The 13,399-nt window shown below is 71.5% G+C and carries 13 protein-coding genes; 3 read left to right on the forward strand and 10 right to left on the reverse strand.

The annotated features are described in order from the left end of the window. Nucleotides 1-28: 28 nt before the first annotated feature. The 7 genes from ACLGIH_RS09020 to ACLGIH_RS09050 form a co-directional block, all read right to left on the reverse strand. Entirely contained in the window at nucleotides 29-484 is a 456-nt protein-coding gene (locus ACLGIH_RS09020) for a hypothetical protein (protein ID WP_416524712.1), read from the reverse strand. Nucleotides 485-610: 126 nt separating this feature from the next. Further along, complete coding sequence (locus tag ACLGIH_RS09025; RefSeq protein ID WP_416524713.1) at nucleotides 611-2,038, reverse strand: NAD(P)/FAD-dependent oxidoreductase; 1,428 nt, start codon at nucleotides 2,036-2,038, stop codon at nucleotides 611-613. A gap of 33 nt (nucleotides 2,039-2,071) precedes the next feature. After that, complete coding sequence (locus ACLGIH_RS09030; protein ID WP_416524714.1) at nucleotides 2,072-2,872, reverse strand: ABC transporter permease; 801 nt, start codon at nucleotides 2,870-2,872, stop codon at nucleotides 2,072-2,074. Further along, the gene (locus ACLGIH_RS09035) at nucleotides 2,873-3,802 is read right to left on the reverse strand and encodes an ABC transporter permease (RefSeq protein ID WP_416524715.1); all 930 of its coding nucleotides are present in this window, start codon (nucleotides 3,800-3,802) and stop codon (nucleotides 2,873-2,875) included. It lies immediately after the preceding gene. Continuing rightward, nucleotides 3,802-4,941 carry an ABC transporter ATP-binding protein gene (locus ACLGIH_RS09040; RefSeq protein ID WP_416524716.1) on the reverse strand — a complete coding sequence of 380 codons (1,140 nt, stop codon included), beginning with the start codon at nucleotides 4,939-4,941 and terminating at the stop codon, nucleotides 3,802-3,804. The genes ACLGIH_RS09035 and ACLGIH_RS09040 overlap by 1 nt, the downstream gene beginning before the upstream one ends. 4 nt (nucleotides 4,942-4,945) lie before the next feature. Beyond that, nucleotides 4,946-6,193 (reverse strand): polyamine ABC transporter substrate-binding protein, encoded by a 1,248-nt coding sequence (locus tag ACLGIH_RS09045; RefSeq protein ID WP_416524717.1) that lies wholly within the window; start codon nucleotides 6,191-6,193, stop codon nucleotides 4,946-4,948. 66 nt (nucleotides 6,194-6,259) lie between these two features. Beyond that, nucleotides 6,260-7,795, reverse strand: coding sequence for a gamma-aminobutyraldehyde dehydrogenase (locus ACLGIH_RS09050; RefSeq protein WP_416524718.1), 1,536 nt, complete (start codon nucleotides 7,793-7,795; stop codon nucleotides 6,260-6,262). 202 nt (nucleotides 7,796-7,997) lie between these two features. Here ACLGIH_RS09050 and ACLGIH_RS09055 point away from each other — a divergent pair, with 202 nt between their 5' ends. Then, nucleotides 7,998-8,609, forward strand: a complete 612-nt coding sequence (locus ACLGIH_RS09055; RefSeq protein WP_416524719.1) for an NADAR family protein — start codon at nucleotides 7,998-8,000, stop codon at nucleotides 8,607-8,609. Between the two features lie 62 nt (nucleotides 8,610-8,671). Here ACLGIH_RS09055 and ACLGIH_RS09060 read toward each other — a convergent pair whose 3' ends face one another. Then, nucleotides 8,672-9,121, reverse strand: a complete 450-nt coding sequence (locus ACLGIH_RS09060; protein WP_416524720.1) for a DUF4190 domain-containing protein — start codon at nucleotides 9,119-9,121, stop codon at nucleotides 8,672-8,674. Between the two features lie 55 nt (nucleotides 9,122-9,176). Further along, a complete protein-coding gene (locus ACLGIH_RS09065; RefSeq protein WP_416524721.1) occupies nucleotides 9,177-9,920 on the reverse strand; it encodes a DUF4190 domain-containing protein in 744 nt (247 codons plus the stop codon). Between the two features lie 56 nt (nucleotides 9,921-9,976). Between ACLGIH_RS09065 and ACLGIH_RS09070 the strand changes: the two genes are divergently transcribed. Further along, nucleotides 9,977-11,137, forward strand: coding sequence for an adenosine deaminase (locus tag ACLGIH_RS09070; protein ID WP_416524722.1), 1,161 nt, complete (start codon nucleotides 9,977-9,979; stop codon nucleotides 11,135-11,137). After that, a complete protein-coding gene (locus tag ACLGIH_RS09075) occupies nucleotides 11,134-11,844 on the forward strand; it encodes a glycerophosphodiester phosphodiesterase (protein ID WP_416524723.1) in 711 nt (236 codons plus the stop codon). The genes ACLGIH_RS09070 and ACLGIH_RS09075 overlap by 4 nt, the downstream gene beginning before the upstream one ends. 225 nt (nucleotides 11,845-12,069) lie before the next feature. On the opposite strand, the gene ACLGIH_RS09080 is transcribed toward ACLGIH_RS09075, so the two are convergent. Further along, nucleotides 12,070-13,266 (reverse strand): polyamine ABC transporter substrate-binding protein, encoded by a 1,197-nt coding sequence (locus tag ACLGIH_RS09080; protein ID WP_416524724.1) that lies wholly within the window; start codon nucleotides 13,264-13,266, stop codon nucleotides 12,070-12,072. Nucleotides 13,267-13,399 lie beyond the last annotated feature (133 nt).

Raw genomic sequence — 13,399 nt, forward strand, 5'->3', positions numbered from 1 at the left:
CCGTCCGCGGTATCGCGCCCCGCCCGGCTCACCGCCCCTCCTCCTCGGCCCGGTCCGCCGCCGCCTCGTGCATCGCCAGTTCCAGCAGCGAGGGGTCGGTGAGTGTGCCGGAGCCGTCCGGCGGGATCAGCCAGCGGATGCCGCCGGAGGCCAGCCGTCCCGGGTACGGCACGACGATCCAGGTGCCGGGGCCGGCCGTGCGGATGCCGGTGCCCAGCCAGCGGGCAGCGGTTCCCGGCGGCACGAAGAACCCCGTGCGCGCGTCGCCGAAGTCGACGAGCACCGGGCCGGGCCGGTCCAGGACGCGGGTGAGGACGTCGAGGGTGGGGTAGCCGAGCCGGCTCGGCAGGATGAGCACGTCCCAGGCGGTGCCGGCGGGCAGCAGGGCGACCCCCAGGGGGTTCAGCTCCCACTCCCGCAGACAGGCCTCGGGGTCCGGTGCGGCGGATGCCAGCCACTCGACGGCCGTCTTCGCCCCAGGCATGGAAGACCTCCCTTTCGCTCGTGGACGCGGGGTTGCGTCACGAGGGAGAGGGAGGTCCCCCGGCGGCCATTACGCCGGTTTCCGCTCCTCGTCGGAGTGAACCGGCTCACACCGCGCGGGCGTGGCTCAGCTGTCGAAGCCCAGCCCCAGCCGGTCCATGGCCTTCAGCCACAGGTTGCGCCGGCCACCGTGCGCGTCGGCGCGGGCCAGCGACCATTTGGTGAGCGCTATGCCGGTCCAGGCGAACGGCTCGGGCGGGAACGGCAGCGGCTTCTTGCGGACCATCTCCAGCTCGGTGCGCTCGGTCCGCTCCCCCGCCAGCAGGTCGAGCATCACCTCCGCGCCGAACCGGGTCGCACCGACGCCGAGGCCGGTGTACCCGGCCGCGTAGGCGACCCGGCCCCGGTGGGCGGTGCCGAAGAACGCGGAGAAGCGCGAGCAGGTGTCGATGGCGCCGCCCCAGGCGTGCGTGAACCGGACGCCCTCCAGCTGCGGGAAGCAGGTGAAGAAGTGCCCGGCGAGCCTGGCGTACGTCTCCGGGCGGTCGTCGTACTCGGCGCGCACCCGGCCGCCGTAGGGGTAGACGGCGTCGTAGCCGCCCCACAGGACGCGGTTGTCGGCGGACAGCCGGAAGTAGTGGAACTGGTTCGCCGAGTCGCCCAGGCCCTGGCGGTTCTTCCAGCCGATCGACGCCAGCTGCCCCGCGCTGAGCGGCTCGGTCATCAGGGCGTAGTCGTAGACCGGCACGGTGTACGAGCGGACCCGCCGGACCAGGTTCGGGAAGACGTTGGTGCCGAGCGCGACCGTGCGGGCGCGTACCGAGCCGTAGGGCGTGCGTACGGCCATCCCGGCGCCGTACGGCTTCAGCGTCAGCGCGGGGGTGTGCTCGTAGACGCGGACGCCGAGGTCGAGGCAGGCCCGCTTCAGGCCCCAGGCGAGCTTGGCGGGGTTGAGCATGGCGACCCCGCGGCGGTCGTACAGGCCCGCCTGGAAGGTGGGTGAGTCGACCTGCGCACGCACGGCGCCGGCGTCGAGGAACTCGATGCCGTCGGCGAGGCCCTTGCGGTCGAGCTCCGCGTGCCATTCCTTCAGGTCCCGGGCCTGGTAGGCCTCGGTGGCGACGTCGATCTCGCCGGTGCGCTCGAAGTCGCAGTCGATGGAGTGCCGGGCGACCGCCGCCTCGATCTCGTCGAGGTTGCGGGCACCCAGCTCCTGAAGCTTGCGGATCTCGTCCGGCCAACGGGTGAGCCCGTTGGACAGGCCGTGGGTGAGGGAGGCGGCACAGAATCCGCCGTTGCGGCCGGAGGCGGCCCAGCCCGCCTCGCGGCCCTCCACCAGGACGACGTCCCGCCGCGGGTCGCGCTCCTTGGCGATCAGCGCGGTCCACAGCCCGCTGTAGCCGCCGCCGACGACCAGCAGGTCGCAGGTCTCGGGGCCGGTGAGGGCGGGCTCGGGACGGGGCTTGCCGGGGTCGTCCAGCCAGTACGGGACCGGCTGGGCCTCGGAGAGGGATTTCGTCCAGTCGTTGTGGCGGCTCATGGCGCTCGGGGCCATGATTTCAACTCCCTACGAATGCGGTGTGCGCACTTACGCCGTGCGGCGCTTTCGGCGGTTGCCGATGACCATGGAGGTCAGGACGAACAGTACGGCGACGAGGAACATGGCCGTACCGATGACATTGATCTGAACGGGCGTGCCGCGCTGGGCCGATCCCCAGACGAACATGGGGAAGGTGACGGTCGAGCCCGCGTTGAAATTGGTGATGATGAAATCGTCGAAGGAGAGCGCGAAGGCGAGCAGCGCGCCCGCCGCGATTCCGGGGGCCGCGATCGGCAGGGTGACCCGGACGAAGGTCTGGAACGGGCCGGCGTACAGGTCCTGTGCCGCCTGCTCCAGGCGCGGGTCCATCGACATCACGCGCGCCTTGACGGCCGTCACCACGAAGCTGAGGCAGAACATGATGTGGGCGATCAGGACCGTCCAGAAGCCCAGCTTGGCGCCCATGTTGAGGAACAGCGTGAGCAGCGAGGCGGCCATCACGACCTCGGGCATCGCCATCGGCAGGAAGATCAGCGAGTTGATCGCGCCGCGCGCCCGGAAGCGGTAGCGGACCAGCGCGAAGGCGATCATCGTGCCGAGGGCGGTGGCGCCCAGCGTCGCCCAGAACGCGATCTGCAGGCTGAGCGACAGCGAGCCGCACAGGTCGGCGACGCCGCACGGGTCCCGCCAGGCGTCCGTGGAGAACTCCTGCCATTGGTAATTGAAGCGCCCCTTCGGATTGTTGAAGGAGAACACCGTCACGATGATGTTCGGCAGCAGCAGATACGCGAGCGTCAGCAGTCCGGCGATGACGACCAGATTGCGCTTGAGCCAGTTGACGAAGGTCATTTAAACCAGATCCTCCGTGCCGGACTTACGGATGTAGATCGTGACCATGGCGAGAATGGCGGCCATGAGGATGAAGGACAGCGCCGCCGCCGTCGGATAGTCCAGCACCCGCAGGAACTGCGACTGGATGACGTTGCCGATCATGACGGTGTCGGTCGAGCCGAGCAGGGAGCTGTTGATGTAGTCACCGCTGGCCGGGATGAAGGTCAGCAGGGTGCCGGAGACCACGCCGGGCGTCGACAGCGGGAAGGTGACCCGGCGGAAGGTGGTGAAGGGCTTGGCGTACAGGTCGCCGGCCGCCTCGTGCAGCCGCGGGTCGATGCGCTCCAGCGAGCTGTACAGCGGCAGGATCATGAACGGCAGGAAGTTGTACGTCAGACCGCACACCACCGCCAGTGGCGTGGCCAGCACCCGGTCGCCGGACGTCCAGCCGAGCCAGCTGGTGACGTCCAGGATGTGCAGGGTGTTGAGGACGTCGACGACCGGTCCGCCGTCCGCGAGGATCGTCTTCCAGGCGAGGGTGCGGATCAGGAAGCTGGTGAAGAACGGCGCGATCACCAGGATCATGATCAGGTTGCGCCAGCGGCCCGCCCGGAACGCGATCAGGTAGGCGAGCGGATAGCCGAGCAGCAGGCACAGCACCGTGGCGGAGGCGGCGTAGGCGACCGAGCGCACGAACTGCGGCCAGTACTCGGACAGGGCGTCCCAGTAGGTGGCGAAGTGCCAGGTGACCCGGTACCCCTCCTCCAGGGAGCCCGTCTGCACGGACGTGGAGGCCTGGTAGATCATCGGCAGCGCGAAGAAGACGACCAGCCACAGCATGCCGGGCAGCAGCAGCCAGTACGGCGTGAGGCGGCCCCGCCTGCGCGGCGGTTTCTTCTCCGGTGCGGTCGGGCTGAGAGGCGGCGGCGCCTCGGTGAGCGTCGTCATCAGGCGGCCTCCTCCACGCCGGCCTCGACGTCCTGGCCGGCGTCCAGCCCGAAGGTGTGCGCCGGGCTCCAGTGCAGGACCACGTCGGCGCCGGGCACCAGGCGCGGGTCGCGGTCGACGTTCTGGACGTAGACGGCGAACTCCCGGCAGACGGGGCTGTCGACGACGAACTGCGTGGAGACGCCGATGAAACTGGCGTCGGCGACCTTGCCGGTGATGCGGTTGCGGCCCTCGGGTATCTCCCCGGCGTCGTCGGCGTGCGTCAGGGAGATCTTCTCCGGGCGGACGCCGACCAGCACCGTGCCGCCGGCCGTCGTGGGCGCGCCGCACCGCTCCGCGGGGAGCACCAGCTTGCCGCCGCCCGCCTTCAGCACGACCTCGTCGCCGCTGGTGCCGTCCACCTCGGCCTCGATGAAGTTCGAGGTGCCGAGGAAGTTGGCGACGAAGGTGGTGCGCGGGTTCTCGTAGAGGTCGGCGGGCGCACCGAGCTGTTCCACCCGGCCCGCGTTCATCACGGCGACGCGGTCGGCCATGGTCATGGCCTCCTCCTGGTCGTGCGTGACGTGGACGAAGGTGATGCCGACCTCGGTCTGGATGCGCTTGAGCTCCAGCTGCATCTGGCGGCGCAGCTTCAGGTCCAGGGCGCCGAGCGGCTCGTCGAGGAGCAGCACCTTGGGGTGGTTGATCAGCGCGCGGGCGACGGCGACGCGCTGCTGCTGGCCGCCGGAGAGCTGGTGCGGCTTCTTGCGGGCCTGCTCGCCGAGCTGGACCAGGTCGAGCATCTCCCCGACCTGCTTCTTCACGCTCTTGATGCCGCGCCGGCGCAGGCCGAAGGCGACGTTCTCGAAGATGTCGAGGTGCGGGAAGAGGGCGTAGGACTGGAAGACGGTGTTGACCGGCCGCTTGTACGGCGGAAGGTGCGTCACGTCCTGGTCGCCGAGGTGGACGGTGCCCGTGCTCGGCTCCTCCAGGCCGGCGATCATGCGCAGGGTGGTGGTCTTGCCGCAGCCGGAGGCGCCGAGCAGGGCGAAGAAGGAGCCCTGCGGCACGGTCAGGTCGAGCGGGTGCACGGCGGTGAAGGAGCCGTAGGTCTTGCTGATCCCGGAGAGGCGGACGTCGCCGCTGTTGTCGTTCGTCATGTGGTCACGCCCCTGTGAGCTTCGCGAACTTCTCTTCGTAGGCCGTCTCTTCCTCCGAGCTCAGTGAGCGGAAGGCATGGGACTTGGCCTGCATGGCCTGGTCGGGAATGATCAGCGGGTTGTCCGCCGCGTCCGGGTCGATCTTCGCAAGCTCTTCCTTCACGCCGTCCACGGGACAGAGGTAGTTGATGTAGGCGGCGAGCTCTGCGGCGGCCCTCGGCTCGTAGTAGTAGTCGATGAGCCGTTCGGCGTTCGTCTTGTGCCGGGCCTTGTTGGGGATCAGCAGGTTGTCGCTGGCCGTGATGTAGCCGCTGTCGGGGATGAGGAAGTCGATGTCCGGGTTGTCCGCCTGGAGCTGGACCACGTCACCGGCCCAGGCGAGGCAGGCCGCGAAGTCGCCCTTGGTCAGGTCGGCGGTGTAGTCGTTGCCGGTGAAGCGGCGGATCTGGCCGCGGTCGACGGCCTTCTGCACGCGGGCGATCGCGGCGTCGTAGTCGTCGTCGTCGAAGCGGGCCGGGTCCTTGCCCATGTCGAGCAGCACCATGCCCATGGTGTCGCGCAGCTCCGTCAGCAGGCCGACCCGCCCCTTGAGCCTGGGGTTGTCGAGCAGGTCGGAGAGCGTGTTGACCTCGATGCCGTCGAGCGCCTTCTTGTTGTAGGCGATGACCGTGGCGATGGCCTGCCAGGGGTACGAGTAGGCGCGGCCCGGGTCCCAGTCGGGGCTGCGGAACTGCGGCGAGAGGTTGGCGTAGGCGTGCGGCAGGTTGGCCGGGTCCAGCTTCTGGACCCAGCCGAGGCGGATCAGCCGGCCGGCCAGCCAGTCGGTGAGGACGATCAGGTCCCGGCCGGTGTCCTGGCCGGCGGCGAGCTGCGGCTTGATCTTGCCGAAGAACTCGTTGTTGTCGTTGATGTCCTCGGAGTACTTGACCCTGATGCCGGTCCGCCGGGTGAACGCCTCCAGCGTCGGATGGCGCCTGCCGCTGTCGTCGACGTCCATGTACTCGGTCCAGTTGGAGAAGGTGACCTCCTTCTCCTTCGCCGAGCGGTCCTCGGCGGACGTGCCTCCCTCGGCCCGGCCCGCGGCGGGGATGCCGCAGGCGCTCAGCGACCCGAGTCCGCCGACCGCCAGTCCGCCGAACGCGGAGGCGCGCAGCAGCGAACGGCGGGTCATGGCGGCCCTGCCGTTGCGGAAGCTGCGCCGCATCGCCGCCACCTGGGCCGGGGAGAGACGGTCGGGCTCGTAGTGCTCCATGCGCGTGGTGCCCTTTCGTATGGAGTCGGCCGTGGTCAGCGGCCTGTCGTGATGATGACTGGCTGACTATCGGTCCCCGAAGACGGTGCGGTGCCAGTCCTTGGCAGCCACCGCCGTGTTGTCGAACATGACGTGCTTGAGCTGGGTGTACTCCTCGAAGGAGTACGCGGACATGTCCTTGCCGAAGCCGGACGCCTTGTATCCGCCGTGCGGCATCTCGCTGATGATCGGGATGTGGTCGTTGACCCACACGCAGCCCGCCTTGATCTCGCGGGTGGCGCGGTTCGCCCGGTACACGTCCCGGCTCCAGGCGGAGGCGGCGAGCCCGTACGGGGTGTCGTTGGCCAGCCGGATGCCCTCGTCGTCGCTGTCGAAGGGCAGCACGACCAGGACCGGGCCGAAGATCTCGGACTGCACGGCCTCGCTGTCCTGGGCGGCGTCGGCGATGAGGGTGGGCCGGTAGTAGGCGCCGTCCTTCAGTTCGCCCTGCGGCGCCTCACCGCCGGTCACCACGCGCGCGTAGGAGCGCGCCCGTTCGACGAAGCCGGCGACGCGGTCCCGCTGGGCGTGGCTGACCAGCGGGCCGAGGTCGGTGCCGGGTGCGAACGGGTCGCCGAGCCGGACGGTCTCCATCAGGGCGGCCGTCCGCTGCACGAACGCCTCGTACAGGGGCCGCTGCACGTACGCGCGCGTGGCGGCCGTGCAGTCCTGGCCGGTGTTGATCAGGGCGCCCGCGACCGCGCCGTGCGCGGCGGCCTCCAGGTCGGCGTCGTCGAAGACGACGAAGGGTGCCTTGCCGCCCAGCTCCAGGTGGATGCGCTTGACGGTGGCGGTCGCGACCTCGGCGACGCGCTTGCCGACGGCGGTGGAACCGGTGAACGAGGTCATGGCCACGTCGGGGTGGCCGACGAGGTGCTCGCCGGCCACCCGGCCGGTGCCGGTGACGATGTTGATCACGCCGTCGGGGATGCCCGCCGCGGTGGCGGCCTGGGCGAACATCAGCGAGGTCAGCGGGGTCAGTTCGGCGGGCTTCAGCACGATGGTGTTGCCCGCGGCGACCGCCGGGAGGATCTTCCACGCGGCCATCTGCAGCGGGTAGTTCCACGGTGCGATGGACCCGACGACACCGATCGGCTCGCGGCGGACGTACGAGGTGTGGTCACCGGAGTACTCACCGGCCGACTGTCCCTGGAGGTGGCGGGCGGCGCCCGCGAAGAAGGCGGCGTTGTCGACCGAGCCCGGCACGTCGAACTCGCGGGTCAGCTTCAGCGGCTTGCCGCACTGCAGCGACTCGGCGCGGGCCAGGTCCTCGGCGCCGTCGGCGAGCACGGCGGCGAACCGGTGCAGGGCGTCGGAGCGCTCGCCGGGGGTGGCGCCGGACCAGCCCGGGAAGGCCGCGCGGGCGGCGGCGACGGCGGCGTCGACGTCGTCGGTGCCGGCCAGCTCGTAGGTGAGGACGTCCTCGCCGGTCGCGGGGTCGACGACGGCGTGCGTGCGGCCGGAGGTGCCCCTCGTGAGACGACCGGCGATGTACTGGGCCCCGTCCGCGAAGCGGTCCTGGGCCGGGAATCGGTCCGGGGTGGCGTTGCCCGGATTGTGCATGTCGGCTCTCCTCGGTGTCCCCATGACGGGGGCCGGCGTGGCTCGGACTCGATGTGAGTGCCGATCCTGACAGAGCAGCGCACCCCCAACAAGGGATTCCGTTGTTGCCTTTTGGTTACGCGACGGAATCTGTCGACCAGGTGTCGAGTCACCGTGGAAAAGGACGGACGGAGTGTCAGTGGTGCCTGCCACACTCGCGTGCATGGAAGAGATCACGGGGGCGATGGAAGAGATCACGGGGGCGGGCCGATCGGGCGCGGGGGCGATCGGCAGCCGGGAAGCCCTGCTCGGCAGGGTGCGTGCGGGGGCGCGGATCAAGTACCTGTGCTTCTGGGGGCACCGGCCGCGGCCGGACGGCCGGCTCGGGCCGAGCTGTCTGAGCCAGTGGTGGCCGTCGCCGTTCACGGTGGACGGGGCGGCCTACGCGACCGCCGAGCACTGGATGATGGCGGGCAAGGCCCGGCTGTTCGAGGACGCCGAGGCGGAGCGCCGGGTGCTGGCCGCGGCGCATCCCGCCGAGGCCAAGAAGGCGGGGCGGCTGGTGCGCGGCTTCGACGAGGAGACGTGGGCGCGCGAGCGGTTCGGGATCGTCGTCGAGGGCAGCGTCCACAAGTTCGGCTCGGACCCCGCGCTGCGGGAGTTCCTGGTGAACACCGGCGACCGGGTGCTGGTGGAGGCGAGTCCGCTGGACCGGGTGTGGGGTGTCGGCCTCGCCGCGGACGACGAGGCGGCGGCGGACCCGGAGCGGTGGCGGGGGGCCAACCTGCTGGGGTTCGCGCTGATGGCGGCGCGGGAGCGGTTGCGGGGGAGCTGAAAAGGGGGACCGGCCCGAAGGCCGGCCCCTTCCGTGGAGCCCGGTCGTCCGCGACGGCGGGGTCAGGCGGCTCCGGCGGCGCCCATGAGGCTCGCGAACAGCAGGATGCCGAGCAGCGGGAGGACGACGGTGGCGATGATCCCGCAGACCAGCCCGGCGGTCGCCGCCCCCTTGTTGGTGGCCTCGCCCCGGTTGGCCTTGCCCCGGCCGATCGCACCGAAGATGATGCCGAGGATGCCCAGGATGACGCCGAAGAACCACAGGAAGAACGTCAGGCTGCACACCACGCCGATGATGCCCAGGACCAGACCCGTGGTCCCCAGGCCGTTGCTCGGCTGCATCGGCACGGCATAGCCGGGCGCCTGGGGGTAGCCCACCGGCGGGGCGGCCGGGTAGGCCTGTCCGGGACCCGGGTATCCGTACCCCGGCGCCGGCTGCGGCTGCCCGTACCCGCCGGCCGGCGGCTGCGACGGCGGCCCGAACCCGCCGGGCCCGGGATTGGCGTGCGACATGACTGCTCCCCTCGTTGACAACCTGGGCATCGTAGTCGCCCCGGGCGCAAGGGAGTCAGCGGTCCGCCACCATGGCCACCGCGGCCGGGCGGCCGGCGCCGTAGTAGGGGTCGCCGTAGGGGTCGGAATCCGAGTCGAGGTCGCTGTTGATGGCGGCGGTGATCCCGATGGCTATCAGGACGGCCACGGCGATGCCGAGGACGATGCCGATGACACCCATGACCAGGCCGGCCTGCGCCTGCCCGTGGTTGGTGGCCTCGCCGCGCTCGGCCTTCCGGCGCCCCTTGACGCCGAAGACCACGGCGAGGATGCCGAGTACCACGGAGACCACGCCGTAGAAGCAGAACAGGCAGCAGGCGAGGATGCCCAGCACCATCGCCGCGATGCCCATGCCGTTCTGCGGCTGCGGGCCCATCGGGCCGCCGGGCCAGCCGTAGCCGCCCTGGGGGTAGCCGGGGTAGCCGTATCCGGCTCCGGTCCGGCCGCCGTGGGTGCCCGGGCCGCCGGGCGCGACCGGCGGGGGCGGCACCGCCGCACCGGGCGGACCGAACGGGTCGGTCCCGGGCTCGGACCCGCCGGGCGGGGTGGCGCCAGGAGCGCCCTGCGGCGGCGTGGCGCCGAATCCGGCGGCCGGCATCGAGGTGACCGTGGCCTGGTCGTGCACGGACGGCGGCTGCTGTCCGGGCGGCCCGCCCGCGGCGGCGTCCGGTCCCTTGTCCAGCGACGGCCTGCTCTCCGGCGGCGCCCAAGGATCGTAGCCGCCGGCGGAGTCCGGGTCCGGCTGCGTGGCGTCCGTCATGTCGCGTCCCCCTGGGTCGATCGTGCCCGCCATGCTACGGCCCCGGCGTTTTCGGCATGAGACCGGCCTACGATGATCCTCGACCCAGCGATCAGCCGATCACCGCGTCCCGCCGCCCACCACGGCCGGGGCGCCGCCTCCGGGGAGGAACCTTGACCGAGCATCTCGTCGAACCCGACGTCCCACGCGACCTGCACGCCTTCATCGCCGGACTGCCCAAGGCCGAACTGCACGTGCACCACGTCGGCTCCGCCTCCCCGCGGATCGTCTCCGAACTGGCCGCCCGCCACCCCGACTCCAAGGTCCCCACCGACCCCGAGGCCCTGGTCGACTACTTCACGTTCACGGACTTCGCCCACTTCATCGAGGTGTACCTGTCCGTCGTCGATCTGGTCCGCACCCCGGAGGACGTCCGGCTGCTGACGTACGAGGTGGCCCGGGACCTGGCCCGGCAGCAGGTGCGCTACGCCGAGCTGACCATCACCCCGTTCTCCTCCACCCGGCGCGGCATCGACGAGCGGGCCTTCATGGACGCGATCGAGGACGCCCGCAAGACGGCCGAGGCCGAATTCGGGACCGTGCTGCGCTGGTGCTTCGACATCCCCGGCGAAGCCGGACCGGAGGCCGCCGAGGAGACGACGCGGCTGGCCACCGACGACCGGCTGCGCCCCGAGGGCCTGGTCTCCTTCGGGCTCGGCGGGCCCGAGATCGGCGTGCCGCGGCCGCCGTTCAAGCCGTACTTCGACCGGGCGATCGCCGCGGGGCTGCACTCGGTGCCGCACGCCGGCGAGACCACCGGCCCCCAGACGGTGTGGGACGCGCTGACCCATCTGCGCGCCGAGCGCATCGGCCACGGCACCAGCTCCGCCCAGGACCCCGAGCTGCTGGCGCACCTGGCCGAGCGGCGGATCGCGCTGGAGGTGTGCCCGACCTCGAACATCGCCACCCGCGCGGTGACCACCCTGGACGAGCACCCGATCAAGGAGTTCACCCGGGCCGGTGTCCTGGTCACGATCAACTCCGACGACCCGCCGATGTTCGGCACCGACCTCGACAACGAGTACGCGGTCGCCGCCCGGCTGCTGGAGCTGGACGAGCGGGGGCTGGCCGAGCTGGCGAAGAACGCGGTCGAGGCGTCCTTCCTGGACCCGGCGGGCAAGGCCCGTATCGAGGACGAGATCGACACCTACACCTCGGCCTGGCTCACCGCGTCATGAGCACTCCGCCCCGGGTCACCGCCGTGGCCCACCGCGGCGACCCGTATCTCTTCCGCGAGAACACGATCGGCTCGCTGCGTTCCGCGCTGCACCGCGGCGCGGACGCGGTGGAGATCGACGTACGGCTCACCCGGGACGGCGTGCCCGTGCTGCTCCATGACGCGACGCTCAAGCGCCTGTGGGAGCAGGACCGCCGGCTGCTGTCGCTGTCCGCCGGGGAACTGCGCCGGCTGACGGCGGGCCGGGTGCCCACGCTCGCCGAGGCGCTCGCCGCGACCGAGGGAAGCCGGGTGATGCTCGACCTGCCCGGCACCCCCGATGTGCGGGCCGCCCGCCGGGTCGTGGACGTGGTCCGCGAGTGCGACGCGAGCGACCGCGTGTACTACTGCGCGGGCGCCGCCGCCATGCTCGCCGTGCGCGCGGCCGACCCGGCGGCCGAGACCGCCCTGACCTGGACGACGCTCGCACCGCCCCGGCCCGCGCTGCTGGCGGCGGTCCGCCCGCGCTGGCTCAACTACCGCTTCTCGCTGGTGGACCGGCCGCTCGCCGACCGTGTCCACCGCGACGGCTACCTGCTCTCCGTCTGGACCCCCGACACCCGCCGCTCGATGCGCCGCCTGCTGGCCGCGGGCGTCGACTCGATCACGACCAACCGGGTGGACGTCCTGTGCGCGGTGCGCGGGACGGCGCGGCCGCGGACCCCGTAGCGCCGCGCCCGCCCCCGTCCCTCCCCCGTCGCGTCACCGCACGGCGGCGGCCGTCTCCGGTACGGACGGGAACCGCTCGCGCGGGCCGGGCGCGTTGCGGCGCGGCCGGCCCGGCGCGGTCGCCACCCCCTCGGCGTCGCCCCCGCCCCCGCCGCCGGCCGCCCGAGGGTGGCCGCCGGGCCCGCCCGTTCCCCGTGCGTCGCATCCGTCACGGCGCCCGGTCCGCTACAGGCCGACGATGCCGTTCCACCGCTTCGCAAACTCCGTGCGCTGCCCCGACTCGATGTCCTTGGCGATCGACAGCCGCTTGCGCATCGCCGCGTCCGGGAAGATCAGGGGGTCCTCGGCCAGGGCGGCGGTCTCCTCGTCCTTGGCCGAGGCCAGCACGTCCTGCGCGGCCGGGACCGGGCAGACGTAGTTGACCCAGGCGGCCAGCTCGGCGGCGACCTCGGGCTCGTAGTAGTAGTCGACCAGTCGCTCGGCGTTGGCCTTGTGGCGGGCCAGGTTCGGGATCATCAGCGACTCCGCCCACAGCTCGGCCCCCTCCTCCGGCACGACGAACTCGATGTCGGGGTCGTCCGCCTGGAGCTGGATCACGTCGCCGGAGTAGGCCTGGCAGGCCAGCACGTCACCGCTGGAGAGGTCCTTGATGTAGTCGTTGCCGGTGAAGCGGCGGATCTGCCCCCGCGCCACCTGCTTCTCCACCTGGTCGCAGATCCGGTGGAAGTCGTCGGCCGTCCAGTCGGTGATGTCGACGCCGTTGCCCAGCATCAGCAGCGCGAACGCCTCGTCCATGCCGGACAGCAGGGTCACCCGGCCCTCGAGGTCGCTCGCCCACAGGTCGGAGACGTGGCGTATCTCCCGGCCGAGGCGGCGGCGGTTGTACGCGATGCCGGTGATGCCGGACTGCCACGGCACCGTGAACCTGCGGCCGGGGTCGAAGGCGGGCGAGCGCAGCAACGGGTCCAGGTACTCGGTGACGTTCGGCTGGCGGGCGCGGTCCATCTCCTGCACCCAGCCGAGCCGCACGAAACGCCCGCACATCCAGTCGCTGATGACGATCAGGTCCCGGCCGGTGGGCTGGTGGTTCATCAGGGCCGGGCTGATCTTGCCGAAGAACTCGTCGTTGTCGTTGATCTCCTCGACGTAGTCCACGGCGATGCCCGTGTCCTTCTCGAACGCCTCCAGCGTGGGCCGCCGGCCGGGGCGCTCGTCGTCGGTGTCGATGTACAGCGGCCAGTTCGCCCAGGCCAGCCGGTGCTCGGTGGCGGACAGGTCGGTGGCGGCGCGCTCATCGGCCGGCACGTACGCGGCGGGCACCCCGCAGCCGGCCAGGCCGCCGAGCGCCGCTCCCGCGCCGAGGGCGCGCAGCAGGGAGCGGCGGGCGAGCGGGGACCTGCGGTTGTTCGGCGTCAGCGGCATTTCCGCAGCATGCCGCTCCCGCCCGGACCCTCACAATCGACGACCCGTCAAGCCGTGGGGCAGGGCGGCGACATTCTGTCGAGGCGGGGAGTCCGACGCCCGAAAAGGACGGCGGGGAACTGCGCGACCAGCC

This window comes from Streptomyces hamibioticus (assembly GCF_047946815.1).
GTDB lineage: Bacteria > Actinomycetota > Actinomycetes > Streptomycetales > Streptomycetaceae > Streptomyces.